Origin of the sequence: Paenibacillus lautus (assembly GCF_050482385.1) — a bacterium.
GTDB lineage: Bacteria > Bacillota > Bacilli > Paenibacillales > Paenibacillaceae > Paenibacillus_AQ > Paenibacillus_AQ lautus_B.
The window spans coordinates 52,883-70,385 of the sequence record NZ_JBCNHV010000009.1 but is presented as its reverse complement, the minus strand read 5'-3'; the positions used below and the strand labels follow the sequence as shown (position 1 = coordinate 70,385).

Annotated in this window: 15 protein-coding genes and 1 pseudogene; 3 read left to right on the top strand and 13 right to left on the bottom strand. The window is 46.8% G+C overall.

Annotated elements, in window-relative coordinates:
- Positions 1-32: 32 nt before the first annotated feature.
- Both ABEW73_RS10640 and ABEW73_RS10635 read left to right on the top strand, forming a co-directional pair.
- Positions 33-149 (top strand): annotated as a pseudogene (locus tag ABEW73_RS10640) (DNA gyrase inhibitor); the annotation flags it as partial.
- A 204-nt stretch (positions 150-353) separates the two neighbouring features.
- Positions 354-575: a hypothetical protein gene (locus ABEW73_RS10635; RefSeq protein WP_430167416.1), complete on the top strand. Its 222-nt coding sequence runs from the start codon at positions 354-356 to the stop codon at positions 573-575.
- A 369-nt stretch (positions 576-944) separates the two neighbouring features.
- Here ABEW73_RS10635 and rarD read toward each other — a convergent pair whose 3' ends face one another.
- The 8 genes from rarD to ABEW73_RS10595 all read right to left on the bottom strand — a co-directional run bounded on the left by rarD (position 945) and on the right by ABEW73_RS10595 (position 9,379).
- The gene (rarD, locus tag ABEW73_RS10630; RefSeq protein WP_430167414.1) at positions 945-1,823 is read right to left on the bottom strand and encodes an EamA family transporter RarD; all 879 of its coding nucleotides are present in this window, start codon (positions 1,821-1,823) and stop codon (positions 945-947) included.
- 307 nt (positions 1,824-2,130) lie between these two features.
- Positions 2,131-2,535 (bottom strand): VOC family protein, encoded by a 405-nt coding sequence (locus tag ABEW73_RS10625; RefSeq protein ID WP_430167411.1) that lies wholly within the window; start codon positions 2,533-2,535, stop codon positions 2,131-2,133.
- Positions 2,536-2,951: 416 nt separating this feature from the next.
- Entirely contained in the window at positions 2,952-3,893 is a 942-nt protein-coding gene (locus tag ABEW73_RS10620) for a hypothetical protein (RefSeq protein WP_430206384.1), read from the bottom strand.
- Between the two features lie 82 nt (positions 3,894-3,975).
- Entirely contained in the window at positions 3,976-5,379 is a 1,404-nt protein-coding gene (locus tag ABEW73_RS10615) for an MFS transporter (RefSeq protein WP_430167556.1), read from the bottom strand.
- A gap of 279 nt (positions 5,380-5,658) precedes the next feature.
- Positions 5,659-6,204, bottom strand: coding sequence for a TetR/AcrR family transcriptional regulator (locus tag ABEW73_RS10610; protein WP_430167405.1), 546 nt, complete (start codon positions 6,202-6,204; stop codon positions 5,659-5,661).
- A gap of 347 nt (positions 6,205-6,551) precedes the next feature.
- Positions 6,552-7,700 carry a hypothetical protein gene (locus tag ABEW73_RS10605; RefSeq protein WP_430167402.1) on the bottom strand — a complete coding sequence of 383 codons (1,149 nt, stop codon included), beginning with the start codon at positions 7,698-7,700 and terminating at the stop codon, positions 6,552-6,554.
- A 388-nt stretch (positions 7,701-8,088) separates the two neighbouring features.
- Positions 8,089-8,853 (bottom strand): alpha/beta fold hydrolase, encoded by a 765-nt coding sequence (locus ABEW73_RS10600; RefSeq protein ID WP_430167400.1) that lies wholly within the window; start codon positions 8,851-8,853, stop codon positions 8,089-8,091.
- 304 nt (positions 8,854-9,157) lie between these two features.
- Positions 9,158-9,379, bottom strand: coding sequence for an XRE family transcriptional regulator (locus tag ABEW73_RS10595; RefSeq protein ID WP_430167398.1), 222 nt, complete (start codon positions 9,377-9,379; stop codon positions 9,158-9,160).
- 387 nt (positions 9,380-9,766) lie between these two features.
- Here ABEW73_RS10595 and ABEW73_RS10590 point away from each other — a divergent pair, with 387 nt between their 5' ends.
- Entirely contained in the window at positions 9,767-10,384 is a 618-nt protein-coding gene (locus tag ABEW73_RS10590) for a TetR/AcrR family transcriptional regulator (RefSeq protein ID WP_430167396.1), read from the top strand.
- Between the two features lie 88 nt (positions 10,385-10,472).
- Here ABEW73_RS10590 and ABEW73_RS10585 read toward each other — a convergent pair whose 3' ends face one another.
- The 5 genes from ABEW73_RS10585 to ABEW73_RS10565 form a co-directional block, all read right to left on the bottom strand.
- Positions 10,473-11,168 carry a stalk domain-containing protein gene (locus ABEW73_RS10585; RefSeq protein WP_430167393.1) on the bottom strand — a complete coding sequence of 232 codons (696 nt, stop codon included), beginning with the start codon at positions 11,166-11,168 and terminating at the stop codon, positions 10,473-10,475.
- Positions 11,169-11,209: 41 nt separating this feature from the next.
- Positions 11,210-12,316: a sensor histidine kinase gene (locus ABEW73_RS10580; protein ID WP_430167390.1), complete on the bottom strand. Its 1,107-nt coding sequence runs from the start codon at positions 12,314-12,316 to the stop codon at positions 11,210-11,212.
- On the bottom strand, positions 12,309-13,004 hold the full coding sequence (locus tag ABEW73_RS10575) for a response regulator transcription factor (RefSeq protein ID WP_430167387.1): 696 nt from the start codon (positions 13,002-13,004) through the stop codon (positions 12,309-12,311). The genes ABEW73_RS10580 and ABEW73_RS10575 overlap by 8 nt, the downstream gene beginning before the upstream one ends.
- A 171-nt stretch (positions 13,005-13,175) precedes the next feature.
- The gene (locus ABEW73_RS10570) at positions 13,176-16,100 is read right to left on the bottom strand and encodes a hypothetical protein (RefSeq protein ID WP_430167384.1); all 2,925 of its coding nucleotides are present in this window, start codon (positions 16,098-16,100) and stop codon (positions 13,176-13,178) included.
- Positions 16,101-16,189: 89 nt separating this feature from the next.
- The gene (locus tag ABEW73_RS10565) at positions 16,190-17,497 is read right to left on the bottom strand and encodes an ABC transporter substrate-binding protein (protein WP_430167382.1); all 1,308 of its coding nucleotides are present in this window, start codon (positions 17,495-17,497) and stop codon (positions 16,190-16,192) included.
- Positions 17,498-17,503: the final 6 nt, after the last annotated feature.

Here is a 17,503-nt window from a genome sequence, read left to right as displayed (position 1 = left end):
TTTTGTTGTTTAGGAAAATGGGCCGATGAAAAAAATCTGTAACCCTGTTCGGAATACCCCAAGACAACCCGGATACGTCGCTTCTCGAAAACTGCAGATATGATGCATGCATCGTCATTACGGGTGATTATTCAATAGATGGTTCCATATGCTAATAACCCGCCCATAACATTAGACACTCATCTAATCGGATAAGCAACCAAGTTCTTCTTCATTACGGTAATAGGTACAAGTTCTTGTCCCTCGACAATTAAGAATTTATTATTTTTCATAACCTTATCCTGTTTCTAGGTGTTTACACTATTAGAGCCACAATTCATAAGGTTCAAAATACAACAATGGGAGGATTTATTATGTTAAAGAAAATCATGAGGATGGCTTTGACACCATTACTTGTTATGGGCCTTACTCTTAGCGGAGTTGGTATGGCATTCACAGCGCCTGAAGAAGAATTATCCGATCTTCAAATTCGAGAAAAGTTGGATGAAATTAACTCTCGTTATGAGGTCGGAGAAGAATTTAGTGAAGAGGATGCGCGTTTTGTAATGGAGCATGCTACTCCGATCTCTAAATAGTTCACAGCCTATGGCAGAAGGTCAGGTTAACTATAGAGGATTTTCAGATGGTAACTCAGTCCCTATGCACGCAAATGGAAATAAACATAAACAGACGAAAAATATGAAAAAAGGCGCCCATAGCCAGGGCGCCTTTTTTTTGCAAAGATAGCTCTTATTATTTTGGCCAAAAAATCGCGATTGAGAACGGAAACCTTCCCTATGAACGGTGGGAAAGCTATCTAAAACTTTCCTGCCCGTTAACTTAAGGAAAGCAGCTGATTACGTAGTGTGCTCAAGTGTGTCAGATTACACCTCAAATGGAAAACGGCCATCTCCGCCCAATCGGACGGAAATGGCCGTTATGACAGTACCGGGGTACCTGTGCTGTCAGCTCGCCTTCGCGAGTTTCGTGCTGCGAACCGATGCCGCAGCGTATACGACGAGCGCTGTCCAGATGAGCGCGAAGCCGACGAGCAGTACCGGCGAGACCGATTCCTTGAACACGAATATGCTCAGTAACAGCATGATCGTCGGCCCAATGTATTGTACGAAGCCTAGCGTGGACAGCGCCATCCGGGCGGCCGCCCGTGCAAAGAAAAGCAGCGGCAGCGCCGTTACCACGCCAGATAGAAGCAGTTCGACGAACATGGACGTAGGCAGCGTCCATGCCGTCGTCTTTCCCACGGCCGCCAAATAGATCCAGTAGCCGAGCGCAAGCGGAAGAATTACAGCCGTCTCCGAAAACAAGCCTACAGAAGCGTCTTGCACGATCTTCTTCTTCGCGAGGCCGTACAAGCCAAACGACACGGCCAGCGAGATCGCGATCCACGGGAATCGCCCGTAGTCGATGGCGATGATAAGCACCGCGGCGCCAGCGATGGCAATCGCCAGCCATTGGCCGCGGTTTGGCTTCTCACGAAGGAAGACAACCGCTAGCAGTACGTTCAGCAACGGGTTCAAATAATAGCCGAGACTTGTCTCGACAACGTGGCCGTTGTTGACCGCCCAGATGAAGATGAGCCAATTAGCAGCGATCAGCAGTCCGCTGGCGGCGAGTGACAGCAGGAGCGAGCGGCTAGCCACAATCCGCTTGATGTCACCCCAGCGGCGCTGGACGGCGACGAGAATACCCATGAAGACGAACGACCAGACAACCCGATGTGACAGAATTTCGCCTGCCGGCACACCGTCAAACAACTTCCAATAAAGCGGGAGAACCCCCCACATGATATAGGCGATAATAGCGTTAATCAACCCATTGTTCATAATTAATTCCCTCTTCTCACTCCGATGTCTGAACGAATTATACGCCCTGATCCTCGCTTAAGTAAAGGAAATAATTAGTCCGCTGGCAGGCAGTCACGCTCTTGCTCGGCTGCCGTTGTATTATGAGCTATCGTTTCCCGTTAGTTTAGTTGTATTTCTACAACATCTCCATCTCTTATCATATCGTAGTCTCTAAGCTTTACATCGGTAGCAATCTCAACAATCGTTCTGGGGTGGTCTTCATAATCTGTTGCATTTCTGTCAGTTATGACGTGTGCAGGTCCGCTTTCTTGGAAGTCCCCAAGAGTCACCCTCTACCACTGAACCGTTTGATCGCTTCCTCCGTCACCGGCTGGAAGAGGTTAATGAGGTTGCCGTCGGGATCACGGAACAACGTAGCACGGTTCCCCCACGGCATCGTGGTCGGTTCCTTTACCCACTCGTCGACAAACGGCTTCAAGCGCTCGTATTCGGCATCGACATCGTGGACGCGGAACTCGAGGATGACCGTGCGATTGTCGGCCGCCACTGCGGAACCAATGCCGAACAATGGCACCGTCTGGGAGTGACCGATCGCCAGGGTGCACGATGGCACAACGAGTTCGGCAAAGGCAGCCGCCGGACGTTCCGCCGAAACACCCATGACTTTCTCATAGAACTCAACAAGACGATCCACATCGTCGGTAATGATACGTACAGAAGCAAAATTCATAAAATACCATCCTTCCTATAATAAATGATACAGTACCATATCATTTTATGGGCAAGAACAAGCTCTCCACCCCATTATGTTTACTTTATCGATAATAAAATAACGCTACTGACAACGTTATGTCAGTAGCGTTTTAACATTTTCGGGTATTCTTTCTGCTAATGTTGATACCCGCCCCGTTGTCGCATGACCTGTTTTCGATACGAGCCCCAATTCATCCACCTGCAGACCGCTCTCTTTCAGACGTTAGGCCAATGATTGCCATTCCGCTTGACATGGAATTGCACATGTCCTTTCACCGGTAACTCCCTAAGATTCACCGTGTGGGTTCCGGCGGTGCCGCCTTCAGCGCTTCGTCGAACTTGGCCTGACATTTTTCAAAATCTTTTATGCAACACTAGTGAGTTTGTAATCAATTAGTTCTGAATCTCGGAAGTATGGCGAATTTCCGTTTTGTTCAGTAGTAACACCACGACGGGAATGAAGGCGATCAAGAAACAACAGGCGGCGAGAATGGGAAATATGGACATTTCCAAAACGGCGCGGCCGAGATACGTTTGCCAGCCGATTGCTACTAATCCAAGCAAGTAGGTGATACCTGTTAAATGGATAAATCGATGTCGGGCAGCGGTTACATGTCTTTTTTGTTCCGATAACCAAGCGACAAAAGGTACTACTTGTAGTGCGTGAAAACCAAGACCATGCAGCCACATCATGCTTCCGTGTTTCCCAATGATTCCTTCGATGGAAATCCAAATGCCTGCCGCAAACGATAGCATGACTGCAATCATCGCATAGCGGATGCCAAGTACCAGCTTAGGCTGTAAAGAATAAGCCTGTTTGCGGAAAAATGCGATCGCAATGAATACATAATATAAGATGAAGAGAAGAGCCACTACTGTAAAAATTGAACCGATTGCTACGTCAAAAGGTGTGCCATCCTTGACGAACCGCGGGTTCATCCCGCGAAAATTTTGCATGGTCTCTGCTACATAAGCAAAGAGAGAAAGCGCGATGTAAGACCAGCGTAAGAATGCCTTTCTTTTCGTTCCCAGACCAGAAAACGGAAGAATGGCTGCTGTGGACAATAAAAATATTCCGAGTGCAGCATTAAATGAAAACGCCTTTGAAACATCGCCATAAGGGGCTACGGGCCCTCCGTACAGCATAACCCAGTACGCGCATAGACCTGCAAGTAAAAAGCCAAGCAGTCCGGTATACACTAACCACTTCTCGCCTTGAAAAAACGGTAGAGCTACATTCCTACTAACAACAGATTGAATTTTCAATTGAGCTTCGCCCTCCTGTAATTTTTTGGTGCTGCAATTATTACTTGATGAAGTGATAGGCCATTTCATCCGGATCTCGCTGCTTTCCGCAGTAGAAGCAATTTGCGTGCGTGGGCTGCTCCATCCATCTATACACATTTTCATAAGCTATTCATACACGGCCACTCCTCTCTCTTCCCTCACCTGGGCGATAAACTATTGCTCCAGGGGGAGAGCCGGATTCGCTCGGAGACTCTGCCACTTTCCGGGCGCCTCGTACGAGAATGGCGACGAGCAGAAAGCCGACGGCGAGCATCGTGGTGAACACGAAGAGGGCTGGCACCAGGTGATGGCCGAAGTCATCCGGAGTGGCCACGGCGCCGCCCCTAGCGAATACGAGGCCGCCGATGGCGACGCCGAACACGCCGCCCAGCTCGCGGGCCATGTTGCTCAGACCACTCGCTTCTCCTGCCGCTTCATCCGACACCGAGCTAAGAAGCCCGTATGAGAGCGGAGTGAAGCTGAGGCCCATGCCGGCGCCGGCAGCCATCATGAACGGAGCCATGTACCCGAACGGGAAAATCGCTCCTTGGCTAAGGATGATCAAGGCAAATCCGGCCAATGCCACAGCCTGGAGGAATAAGCCGAGCAGCAGCACCCGCTTCGAGCCGAACCTTCCTGCGAGCGCGCCCGCTAGCGGAGCGGCGAGCATCGTGCAGCCGGTCCAAACCATCTCCCGGATGCCGGCGCCGAGAGCCGTATAGCCTTGGGCTTGCTGAAGGAACAACGTGAGTAAGAAGATCGCTCCGAAGATGCCGGCGTTCAGCCAGAACCCGGCCAACAAATACCCGCTGTAATTCCTATCCCGGAAAAGTTTGAACTGCACGATTGGCTGTACGCGGCTTCGCTCCCAAGCATAGAAGGCGAGCAGCAGCAACACGCCGCCTGCCATCGGTGCCCAGACGTTGAAGGCGCCCCAGCCTTCCTCGTTGCCGCGGACCATGCCAAAGATCAATCCGAACAAGCCGGCGCCAAGCAGTATAATGCCAAACGGATCGATCGGCTTTCGCTCCCCCTTCGTCTCCCTCAGCCAGCGCAAGCCGAACAGCAGCGCCAGCGCGCCGATTGGAACGTTGATCCAGAAGATCGCCTCCCACGGCGCCCCTTCGATAATCGCGCCGCCGACCAGCGGTCCGACGGACAGCCCCAGCCCGGAGATGCCGGACCAGATGCCGATCGCGGCCGCTCTCTTCTCGGGTGGATACGCGGCATTCACCAGCGTCAGGCTGATCGGCATGATTCCAGCGGCGCCGACGCCTTGCAAGGCACGAGCCAATATCAGCTGAATCGAGCTGTCGCTAAGCGCCGACGCGAGCGAGCCCAGCGTGAACAAGACGATGCCGGTCAGAAACATGCGCTTGCGGCCGAAACGCTCTCCAAGCGTGCTGAACGGGATGAGCAGCACCCCGAAGGCCAGTGTGTAAGCATTGAGGAACCATTGCAGGTCGGACATACTCGCATGCAGCGACAATTGAATGGACGGCAGCGCCACCCCGATAACCAAATTGTCCAGCATGGCCATAAAAAGTGTAATGCAGGTAATGACCATCATTCGGATTCGATCTGCGGCAGACATCATTTTCTAATGCACTCCTTTATATATTATTTATAGATAAATAAATAATTCCCCAAAAAAGAACGCCGACTGTTCGGCGTAAAAATCGGATGGTCTAAGCTGGAAGATTCGTACGGCGGGCTTGATGTCGTGTGGCGCAGTCGGTACCTGCAACTGCGGGAGACCGGCAACCGGTTTGACGCCGTACGATGCATTTCCAGAAGTCTCCTATAATCGCTATTACCTATTGCAATTCGAGCCTCCCAGATCTCCCAACTGCGGAAGCGCCAGCACTTCTGATAACGTGACCATCATTCCGCAGGCAAAGAACAAATTCGCTTGCTGGGCAGGGTCCGGGATTCCAGCATCGGCAAATCGTTTCGTGACGGTTCGGTGAAGCATCTCGAACTGCTTGCGCACGTACTCCCGAACGTTGGCTTCCGGCGTAGCAAACGACTGCACACACAATAAGATTTCATCTCGGTGCGTTTCCATCAGTTCGTTGTAGGCGTTCCCCATCCGGTCGGCCAACCGCTCCGGCGGCCCTTCGACGGCGCTAAACGCTTTGATCAATCGGTGGAACGCCCGATCCAACACCGCCAAGTACAGCTCTTCTTTGGTTTTGAAAAAATGAAACACATACGGCTGGGTAACACCGACTTCAGTAGCCACCATTGCCGTCGTCGTCTTGTAGAAGCCGTTGTTCGCGAACAGCGTCGCAGCGGCGTCCAAAATCTGATCTTTGCGATTGGAGGAACCGATGTCCTGATCTTTGAATTTGGTCATATCGAACTCCCTCTATTTATTTACCGATAAATTAACATGCAAAGGACCTTCTGTCAACCTTATTTTCCCTATTATTTTTCCCGTAAAACAAAAAAGCCCGCCCCCGGGTCTATTACTACCCCAAGAGACGACCCGTGTCATCCATCCGCTTCTTACTAAATGCCCAGGCCCCCAACCCCCAGCTTATGGACTTACCGATCGTTGAAAAACCATTTACATCGGGCATTCCGTCATAAAATGCATCCCATCGTAAACGAGCATAAAAAGGCTAGCCAGAATTTCCGGCTAACCTAATTATCCGTAATGCCCATTTATCGGAACTCTCCGAGTGCCGGTTCATCAACTAACTATCTATACATCGTTGCCAAGAAGATTTGTCCATCCTCTTCCTCGTAATGAAATGACAGCTTGCCTGAACCAAAGTTGTAAATCATGTCATACACGCCTTCAGCCTCATTGAAAAATTCATCATTCGGTTTGCCAAGCCACAATTTAACTGTTGACGGGTACAAATTTTGCTTTTCGACAAAAAGGTTGAATACCGTAAGTCTTGAGCTGGAATCCAGCTCATGGAGATAGGAATCGAAGCCTATCGCATAGTTCTGATAAACATAAAATGCACCCCATTCACCATTTTCCCGCTGTTTGGCTTTTTTAAGCGTACTTTGGAGCGATTTATGAGTCATGCCGAGCTTGATCCCTGGCTGGTCGGGAAGAATCCCTTTCTTTGCTGCAGCCTTCAGGCTTTCGAGATAAGCACGGTCACCAATTCCCGAGTTGGGCCAGGATGGATGATTATAATCCATGTATCGTGTGTCCGCCAAACGCAATTCCAGCTTGCTCACATTCAGTTTGAACGTATTTACGGCATACTTGGTAACAGCATTATTGTAAAACTTGAACTGCAACCGGGCATCTGACAGCATGCGAACACCGTCTCCCCGTCCTGCAGGATAGTAGTCATCTATTTTTTTACCATTGTGATTGACGAACTTCACGGACATCAGCGACCCCGAACGAATAATGAAGGGAGTAGCCAGATTAAAATTGGATGTCCCCCATTCCGTGATCATCAGAATATCCGGTGTCCCCTTTTCTTTGCTTTTAACCGTATAATGCCATGTTTGAGGCAGCGTAACCGCATGCAAGCCAAGGTTCACTCTTTGTAACGTTCCATATGTCGCTCCTTTTTTGACAAGTGCAGCTTTATATGTACCTGTGTAATTCTTATCACCTGGTTTATTTCCGGTCCAATAGTCCATTTCAGCCAAGGTTGAAGATTTTTCATCTTGAGCGAAAATATAAACCGTATAGGAGTTCTGATACGCATCCCGTAAAGTAAAAGACAATCTACTTATCTTTTTTAATTTTTCAACAGGCATGCTCTTCTGCTGCGCCTGTACGGAATCTGCTGACACGAATATGCAAAGCCCTGCCAAAAAAATCGTCAGCAGAAAGGCGCATAGCCATGTTTTGTTGCGAAAGTACTGAATCATCCTTCGATTTGCCCCTGTTAATTGAGATGCTATGTATTTTATGTCGTATTTAAGTGTATCATCCCCCTAGGGTATTTCACACCAAAAAAATGTCGATAATTCATTGTTAAAATAATAATTGGATTCAGTGAGGAACACTAGTTTCTTGACTTCTCTTCCCTGCTGTACTCAACCAACCATAAAGAAATTATTACAAGATGAACGATAGCACTATCTCCTCCAGCAAATCACATATTTAAGACTATCCAGATTGTTGAATTATTCTTGCAGTTTATTCTGCCTGCCCATAGTATAAAGACAGCTGATCGCGTCGCCGGCTGTCTACGTGTCTATTTCGTTATCGTTCCCAGTTAGCTTAATCGTCGAAGCTTTAGTATTAAGGAGATCGTTACTGGTTAATGTTAAGCTCGAAAAAATCTTTTAGATGAGGCAACAATGACTGAGGCTGTGTAGAAATATACGAAGCATGATCACCAGCCACTACTACAAGCTTGGTATGAAGCAACTTTGCCATATCATGAGCGTACTCAGGGCGAATAATATCATGATCTCCATTGATGAGTAGGACGGGCGCAGTAATTTGTTCTAGTTGTGTAGGTTCTAGAAAATCCTCTTTACTGACGTTGTTTGCCATTTCTGCACCTTTGGCAATCAGTTTGGACCAGTTTTCAGGGTATGGAGCTACCCGTTCGTATTCTTGCTTCATCTGGGGTGGGAAAGCTGTGGCGGAAGCTTGTTTGAGTCCTTTGACAATAAAAGGAAAGTAGCCATCCATACTATATATGGTCGAGGCTAGTGCCAGTTTACGGATCAGGTGGGGATTCGTCTTGGTCAACTGCAATGCGACTGTTCCGCCAGAACTATATCCGAACACATCGGCTTCATAGATCCCCAATTGATTTAATAATTCAGCGGTATCACGGCCCATTTGAGCAAAACTTAACGGACGGTCAACGTCTGCCGTATGGCCATGTCCTTGCTGTTCAATTAATACGACTTGACGGTGGTCAGCCAGCTCCGGCAATATCGGATCGAACATACGGGCAGTTGCAAACTGACCATGGAGCAAAATTAACGGTTCTCCACTCCCATGGATTTCATAATACATATTCAATCCATGTACATTCTTGTAACCGCTTTTTGTGTCACTCATGCTTAAGCCTCCTCTGCGTCCAAATATAATAAAAAGACTTCAACCCTCGGAAGATCGACATTATCATTTCAATAATAGTACAATCCATGTTTTTAAGTTTCTTTTGAATTGCTGTCTTTAATGTTCAGCAAGAATTATCAAACATGTTGCTCAATTAAACTGCCCGTTCGTTTAACAAAGGCAGCCGATCACAATGATCAGCTACCTTCTTATTTTGATTGAGCTATCGTTTCCCGTTATCTTAGCTTAATGGATCACATTTGTAGTCTTAGTGCTACCCACCACTTATTCCATTAATCTCCCTTTATTCATTATCGTTCGGAATTAATTCATACAAGGCACGAACATCACAACCGATGGAATCGGCGATCGATATGGCAATTTTGAGTGGCATCACTCTTTTATTTTCAATAAAGTCGTAAACTCGTTCCGGTTTAAAAAGCAAGTCTTTTGCCAGCCATTCCGCTGACTTTCCGGATTCCATCAATCGTTCATTCAGTAAGCAACGTCCTAGTTCAAATTTCAAGAAGCGATGACCTCCCGCATTAGATAATAATTACCCTTAAGCGTTGTCCATTGACTGCATGAATATACTTCATAAAGGGCCCCATAACGATGAAGTTAAAACTACATTATTTAGATATTTATCTAATCGGTAATCGGAACATGTCCTTGTCTCTCGACCATACAATATCCAACCCATTTAAATCCATAATAACCCTCCATTCATTAACCATAAATAACAAACACGAGCCTTCGTTTCTTATCCAATCAAACAACGTGTTGTTTAAATATGCGATTTTCTTTATAATTTCATGTAAACAGTCAACAATCATCAGAATCGTCCGTTGTGCCAGATATCGGCACTTTTATCAAGCGTATACATTTTTTCATAAAAGGAGTTGCCTTAAGAATGCGAGAACCGAGCAAAGATTTGCGAATTATTCGAACGAAAGAGCTTATCCGTGAAGCCTTGATTGACTTAATTGAGGAAAAAGGATTCGAATCCATTACAGTTAAGGACATTACAACGAAGGCCAGAATTAATCGCGGAACCTTTTATGCGCATTATCAGGATAAATTTGATTTAATGGCCCGATGCCAAGAAGAGTTTATGGACAAAATGAGGGACATCGTTAAAGAAAAAGTTACGGACATTAATGTAGATGCAGATTCGAATGTTCCCCCAACGCTGCCCTTTAATGTCATGGTTTCCATGTTTGAGTATTTGGATCAGAACCGAAAGTTTATGAGAGCCGTATCCGGTCCCAACGGCGGCCTATCCTTCCAAACGAAAATGAAGGAGTTCTTGTGGAATACATTGTTTGTCAGAAAAGAATTCCCTCTAGTAAAGCAAGAGAAATTGCTTGTTCCCAGCGAGTACTTAATCGCCTATTTGGTTTCGGCACATATCGGTGTCATCGAGCAATGGCTGAATGGCAACGGAACCGAATCTCCTGAAGAGATGGCTCGCATTCTTGCAACAATCACGGTGAAAGGCCCATTCACGGCAGCCGGATTGAAAAATTAAAAAAGGCCACATTTTATGCGGCCTTCCTAGTGTATATATTCTTGTCGTCTGGCACTAATCCATTCACATCGGCTGCCGGCGGCGTGATTCATGATGAATCGCTTAGATCATCGGAGTCTGTAATATGGATAATAAAAGCATACGAGGTGAATCCTGTCTCCCAGTCCGAATCAACTAAAATCGTATAAAATCCCTGTTCTGTTGGCAGCTGTACTCGATTATTATCCGGCATCATATGAATATACTGCTCTGTGCCATTGCCCAAATCAAGGACTTTAGATATTTTCAAGCTGTCAGGCTCCAATCCAGTCGGATAAGTTATGACAAGATTTGATCCAGGCTTCACGCGAACCGGCGGATACCCGGCTTCAGACACCCATTGTACTACCGGATCGTTCATTTCCAGGCATCCATTCCAGCAAGAGTTTCCCTGCAGCAGCGGAATCTCCTGCATCCATACGCTACCATCCTTATACTCGTGCTCATAAGCAATGGATGGGACAGGTGCCTCTATTTGTTCATCGAATGCTAAGCTATGCTGTTTGATCGAGATTAATTCCTTGTTCTCATCATAATAAACTTCGGAATGCATTTCTTCCCCCACAAGGCGAAGCGGAACGTAGACGTTTCCGTTATAGTTAATTACAGGAAGACTGACGTTTTTACCGTTAATCTCAAATTTCCCGGATGACTGGAAGTCAATCGAGGAGCTTGCGCCATAAGCGGCCAAGCCGATAACAGCTAATAAACCGAACCATACCCATGCCCATACATATTTCCGCAAATCTCCTCCCCGCCCCCTTTCATAGTCAGTCCTACCATTTTTTATTCAGGTATCTGCATGCCTCGCGGCAGCCGTACTTCAAAAGCTGTACGAATCAAGCTGCTGTCGACCGTAATCGTTCCATGATGCTGCATCACGATATTTTTCGAGATAAATAAGCCGAGGCCTGTGCTGCCCTCCCGAAGACTCCGGGATTTATCGCCGGTATAAAACATGTCGAATAGATGCGGCAGTTCGTTCGGATGGATGCGGTCGCCAAAGTTAATCACCTGAACTACCGCTACTTCTGCTTCGAGGAAAGCATGAATATCGACAAACTGACCATCGTTGCCGTACCGAATCGCATTGGTCAGCAAATTTTCAAACACGCGTGCCAGCAAGTCACCATCACCCGAAATGATCAGATGCGGTGTAACAAACAATCGGGCTTTCAGTTTGTTTTTCTCAAAAACCGGAAGTAGTTCTTCGCTTAACTGCGTCAGCAGCTCGCTTAAATCGATGGGTCGTTTTTCGACCGGCAGCATACCGTAATTCATTCTCGTGATTTCGAACAATTCATCGATCAGCTTCTCCAGGCGCTTCGACTTCGCGAAAGCAATGCCTGTATAATGCCGAACCTGTTCCGGGGTCAATAACTCGTCCCTGAGAATGAAATCCAGATAACCGATAACGGAAGTGAGCGGCGTACGCAAATCATGGGCCAAATTCAGGATCAGCTGATCTTTGCTGCTCTCGGCAAAATCTCCTCTCGCCACCGCTTGCTTGAGCATCTCACCGGTCAGATTGATATCCGCCGCGATATCCCCGAATTCGTCCCGGGACGCAATCGAAACCCGCTTGTCAAAATCGCCGTTGGCGAGATGCCGAATCCCCGCTGAAATTTCATTAAAATAAGCCACATAAGGCTTCGTAAGCAGTAAGAAAAAAAAGACCGCCAACGGGATAAAAAATATCAGAAAAAAATTAATGTCCCCGACCGTTCTTATGAACAAGCGGACATAAGCCAGCGGATCCTCGAATTTGACCTGAGTTCGGTAATAATATTGCAGAATTTTGTATAATGCGAACATGATGATGCCGGATATAAGCATGCTTAAGCCGAAGAGCACAATCATTTTGGAACGGAAGCTTCGTATCAAGTTAGCCATTGAACGTATAGCCTACCCCCCAAACCGTTTTGATCAGCTTGTTTTTGTTTGTATCTTCATGCAGCTTTTTCCGCAATGTCCGAATATGCACCATAACCGTATTGCTTGTTTCAAAGTAGGCCTCGCCCCATACGTGCTGGAATATATTTTCTGTACTAAACACCTTTTTTGGGTAACTGGCCAGTAAGTGCAATATGTCAAATTCTTTGGGCGTCAGCTCGATCGTTTCGCCGTACAGGGTCACAATCCGCTGATCGGGGTAAATGACCACCCCTCCCGCTTCCAGCGCGGGTTTGCCGGAAGTCGTCGGTTGACTCATTTGCATATAACGGCGAAGGTGGGCATTCACGCGCGCAATCAGCTCCATCGGGTTGAAGGGCTTGGTCATATAATCGTCTGCGCCTCTCACCAGCCCAGCAATTTTATCAAGATCTGACGTTTTGGCGCTCAAAAAAATGATCGGCATGTGATTTTGTTCCCGAATTTGCCGGATGACTTCATAACCATCCAGCTTGGGCATCATAATATCCAGGATCGCCAGATCGACGGAATGCGCCTGAGCTGCTTGTACCGCCTCCTGCCCGTCCGCCGCTTTAAGGACATCATAGCCTTCTTTTTTTAAGTGCAGCTCAATCAGGTCCGCAATTTCTGCCTCATCGTCTGCAACGAGAATTGTAATCCGCTTCATGGTATCCATCCTCTTCGTTCGCTTTGCAACATTATTGAAACTTGAGACTACAGGCAGGAGGGTTCAGTCATTCAATCCAACAGCCTGTAAGCACCTCCCGACTATACCAGTCTAAGCGGAATATCTCAAGAATCCTTTTAGAGTTCTTAAAGAGTTATGTCTAGATCGTATTTAATCGCTATCCGACTTGTTCGCCTGATTCTCTTCATAAATAATCAGAAATGACTGGCTTCCAAGCAGCATTCTCCGCCCTTGGAACTCATCATACAGATTGATGCGAACTCCCCCTCCACTTACGTTTTTGCTGAAGTTGTTATTCAATGTAATGGTGTATGATTTATTGCTGCCGATGGTCAAATCGGTGCCGAGTGTTAAAGTCTTCTCCGTGGATTGTCCGGTCGGGTCAATCATCTCCATAATGAGTTTATGTTCATATTCACCTGTCTCGTAATCGCCATTCCTGGAGAGGTTATAATGAATAGCGGTATTGAGCGTGTCTTTCCCCTCACTAAGCGCAGCTTCTCCTCTCGTAATGGAGAGTTTATAAGGAAATAATTCCACATTTCCTAGATTCGTTGCTGGTTGGAAAGCTCTAGGGCTAAGTGCTAATCCCACAGTATTGATCGATCCAATAACTTCCGTTGATTCCTCCCGCTGATCTGTCAACTTTTCGCCTGCTATACCTTCGCCGATATACAATACAAGCTGCGAAGTATTCACATTCAGCGGAAGCTTGCTCCAAACGGTAACTAGATTTTTTCCGTTCGGGCCTGTCTTGACGGACGATTGATTGACCTCTGCCTCAAAATACTCGTTGTCCGGTGTTTTGTAATTAGCCACCAGCTGCGCCTGCCTGGATTGACGTGTTTCCTGACTGGTCATCTCCAGTTCCGTGTAGATCAAATTGGAGCTGCTGTCTTGGTAGACGGTACTCATTCGTTCACGGACCTCCGCTTTCTTGCCTGGAGTATCGATACGATAGGATTCGCCTGCAGCAACCTGGTTCACCACATTGTTGACCGCCCGGGTATTTAGTGACAGAAACCTCGTGACGTCCTCTCCTGAAACTTCCTGCAGCTCAATTCGTAATTGATTGAAATTGTAGGAATACGGTACATTGGCAAGTACATACATCTCTACGGTTTCATTAGGCGCCAGAGTCGTCTGATCATTCGGAATCACGATTTGAGCTGTACTGCTGAGGTCTCGCATATCAGCATTAACTTGAGCTTTGAGTTCCGGCAGCTGTACGGTTAACGCTTTGGTGTTACGAATGCTGATACGGGCTGCAATTTGATCCCCATCTCCCCATGGCAGCCGCTGATATGAGTTCAGCTTTACGCCGAATGTCCCATGGTCGTTCTCGATGACATTCTCTGAGCCCAGATGGCTTTTACCTTCCTGAGCATAAGGAATTTTATAGTGGGCAGCCGGGAAGCTGATCTTCCCTTCCACCACAGGCTCCGTTAATTGCAGCTGCAGCATATTTTGTTTCATGTGCAATGGCACATCTGCACGGAGATCAATCAGCTTTTCTTCTAACGGCTTCAGCGTAACATTGGCAAGTGCCTTCGCATTCACCGGGATGCTGTAGCCTTCATTCGTGAGGATGGAAAGCTCATACGCCGGCAGCTTCAATGATTTTTCACCAAGATTTTTAACTCGGAATTGTAGGCTCCATTTCCCGGTTTCGTTCTCAGCATATACGGAAGCACTTTTCAACTGCGTTTCAATCATAAGGTGATTAACGGATATTTTTTTGACGGCATAATCCGCCGCAGGCACATCAGCCGTAACGGAAGGCAGCTTGAAGGTTTTTACTGGCAGCGTCATTTTTAAAGCTTCATCTTCCTGCATGAATTGCATCGTCATATTATCGGTTTTGAGTTTGGACGGAACCTCTGCCAGATAATAAATCGTTCGCTTCTGCCCTGGCTGAATCTTAAAGCTGCCTCCTGTTTCGTCCTCAGGTACTAGGTCGAATACCGAGCTGCCAGCCGACTTTAGTTGTACTTTATATCCAGGGTCACTTAGCACCTTCTTACCTCCGTTTGCAACATTGACCCCGACTCTCAAATACACTTTCCCGTTATGTTTCATACGCTGCATTCTTTCTGCCTTCACCGTAACAGGCTGCTGTTTCATCATAAGCTTTCCGCTTTTACCTTTAGCCACGGCGATATCCGAAGCTGCCGCAGGAAGTTTGAACGATTGCACCGGAAGATGTATTTTCAATGCTTCGTCTTCCTGCGCCAGCTGCAATGTCATACCATTCGTCTTCATCGTGGAAGGAATCTCCGCCCAATAGTAAATGACTCTGCTCTCCTGAGGCTGGAGCTTGTAGCCAGTGCTAACCGATTCGGGCAAGAGTTCAAATATCGAGCCGCCGGCCGATTTTAGATAGGCTTTATATCCGGGATCGCTAAGCATCTTGGTTCCTTCATTCGAGAGCTGCATGCCCAGTTTTATATATACTTTTCCATTGATTTTATACCTCTGTACCGTATCTGCCTTGGCCGTAACTGAAAGATTATTCATCTTTATCTTCTTGCTCTTGCCTACAGGAACTACAGATGAGTACTGGGCCGGAATCGTGAAACCTCCCAGCTTCTTCTCATAAGTGGCGCTGCTAAAATCCCATCCGAATATGGAAACCTTCATTCCGTTTACCTGTGCCGATCGTCCAATGTTCACATAGTACGTCACGGATTGACTGCTGTTCGCAGGCACCGTTCTTTTATCAGCATCACTCGTCACAACTTTTCCTTTTACGATGGCACCACTCGGCGTGGAAACCTTGGAAAAATAATCGATAAGATCTACTCTGCTGCCACTGTTATTACTGTAACGAAGTGTGTACGTGAGGATATTCCCGTCAGGTTGAGCAAAAATATTCATATCCGTCAGCTTCACACTGACGCTCTGCTTCAATGTAACCGAGCCGAGTTTATCCAGTGTGAACATCGACGCGGCTGCAGCAGATTTGGAAACAGACGAATCAGCTGCGGATGCCCCGTATGTGTCAAAGGCAAACGATTGACTCAACACCGCAGCGCATAGCATCACTGCCATGCATGTCTTTTTTGGCCTGTGCATAAATGTACCTCCCGATAAAAAAATCTATATTTCCCTCTTCTGTGAAATAGGAAGCAGCACACGTATGTGGGCTGCTTCCTGCCATCTTCCTATTCGTTTAAATAGGTGGTTACCCGGTTCTGGATCAGCTTAGCCACTTCTTCCGCAGTCTTCTGTCCGCTGAAGAACGCATAGGACTCTTCACGGGCAATGTTTAACACTTTAACATCCAGTTCCACGTATTGATCGGCGGATTGAACCATTTGTTTAAACACGGTGAATTGTTCATCAGATACTTTTGCCTTCTCCCCATTCGCAAGCGTATAATCGCCGCTTTTCACTTTTTCCTGAAGGTCATTGATCATCTTTTCATTCACGGATTTAAGCATCGAGAACCCTGTTCTTTCTTGTATCGATTGTGCTTCTTCCGACAATAAGAAAGTGATGAACTTCCAGGCTTCATCTCTTACCGGCGTTTTGGCATTGATTGCGAACTGAGACAAAGGAACAACTCTCGCGCCTGTACGATCTCCGGCTTCTCCCGCTCGCGGTATTTGCAATAGCTTGGGATTATCAAAAATCGAATAAGGGCCTTCGATAAAATCAGTCGGGGATACGATCCGGCTGGAGTAGAACAATTGATTGCCCGCCTTTGCCACTTCTGATGTGATGATTTTATCGTCCGACATTTTCTTGACTTGCTGGAGAAGAGCCACAAATTCGGGCGAGTCGAACTTTGCCTTTTTGGCGGAAGCCTCAACAAACGCAGAGTAGTTCGTAAATAACATCTCCTGAAAGAGGAATTCCGGCGGATAGTCTGCCAACGCATAAAGTTCATCGGCACCACTATTCTTTTGGATAACTTCCTTCGAAACTTTCTCGAACTCCTTCAAGTTCCAGGTCTGATCATCGAACTTTACATTGGCGTTGCCCAGCATGTCCCCGTCACCTACAAACACACTGAAGGAATAGCCCGAAGGGATCGCGTAAACCCCCTCATTCACCTTCAAACCGTCCAAAATAGTGGTTTGTAAATCGTCTTTGTTCAATGTCTGTTCTTTCTCCAGTAAATCATTCATATCGAGAACAAAACCTTTGCTCACATATTCATTAAGAGGCAAGACGTCAACTTCAATGATATCCATACCTTTTCCCGATAACATGGCTGTATTCGTTGTGTTTGTATAATTCTTGTAGTCTTTTGATTCATGGATCTGCAGATCAATATCCGGATGTTTCTCTTCAAACTTTTTTTCCAGCGTCTTATAGAACGGACTCGACTCCAACAGCGACAGGGTGAGCACCGTTTTTCCCTCTTTCGTTGTGGACTGATCCACCTTTCCACTTTCTCCAGAGCCGCATGCGGTTAAACTTGCGATAATAACACCTATTGAAATGATCGATAGCCATTTTTTCATGATACA

Bases quoted from the DNA above. Each gene is read 5' to 3' on its own strand.
- ABEW73_RS10635 (WP_430167416.1), top strand. From the start codon at position 354: ATGTTAAAGAAAATCATGAGGATGGCTTTGACACCATTACTTGTTATG.
- rarD (WP_430167414.1), bottom strand. From the start codon at position 1,823: ATGAACAATGGGTTGATTAACGCTATTATCGCCTATATCATGTGGGGG.
- ABEW73_RS10625 (WP_430167411.1), bottom strand. From the start codon at position 2,535: ATGAATTTTGCTTCTGTACGTATCATTACCGACGATGTGGATCGTCTT.
- ABEW73_RS10620 (WP_430206384.1), bottom strand. From the start codon at position 3,893: ATGAAATGGCCTATCACTTCATCAAGTAATAATTGCAGCACCAAAAAA.
- ABEW73_RS10615 (WP_430167556.1), bottom strand. From the start codon at position 5,379: ATGCTGGACAATTTGGTTATCGGGGTGGCGCTGCCGTCCATTCAATTG.
- ABEW73_RS10610 (WP_430167405.1), bottom strand. From the start codon at position 6,204: ATGACCAAATTCAAAGATCAGGACATCGGTTCCTCCAATCGCAAAGAT.
- ABEW73_RS10605 (WP_430167402.1), bottom strand. From the start codon at position 7,700: ATGATTCAGTACTTTCGCAACAAAACATGGCTATGCGCCTTTCTGCTG.
- ABEW73_RS10600 (WP_430167400.1), bottom strand. From the start codon at position 8,853: ATGAGTGACACAAAAAGCGGTTACAAGAATGTACATGGATTGAATATG.
- ABEW73_RS10590 (WP_430167396.1), top strand. From the start codon at position 9,767: ATGCGAGAACCGAGCAAAGATTTGCGAATTATTCGAACGAAAGAGCTT.
- ABEW73_RS10580 (WP_430167390.1), bottom strand. From the start codon at position 12,316: ATGGCTAACTTGATACGAAGCTTCCGTTCCAAAATGATTGTGCTCTTC.
- ABEW73_RS10575 (WP_430167387.1), bottom strand. From the start codon at position 13,004: ATGAAGCGGATTACAATTCTCGTTGCAGACGATGAGGCAGAAATTGCG.
- ABEW73_RS10570 (WP_430167384.1), bottom strand. From the start codon at position 16,100: ATGCACAGGCCAAAAAAGACATGCATGGCAGTGATGCTATGCGCTGCG.
- ABEW73_RS10565 (WP_430167382.1), bottom strand. From the start codon at position 17,497: ATGAAAAAATGGCTATCGATCATTTCAATAGGTGTTATTATCGCAAGT.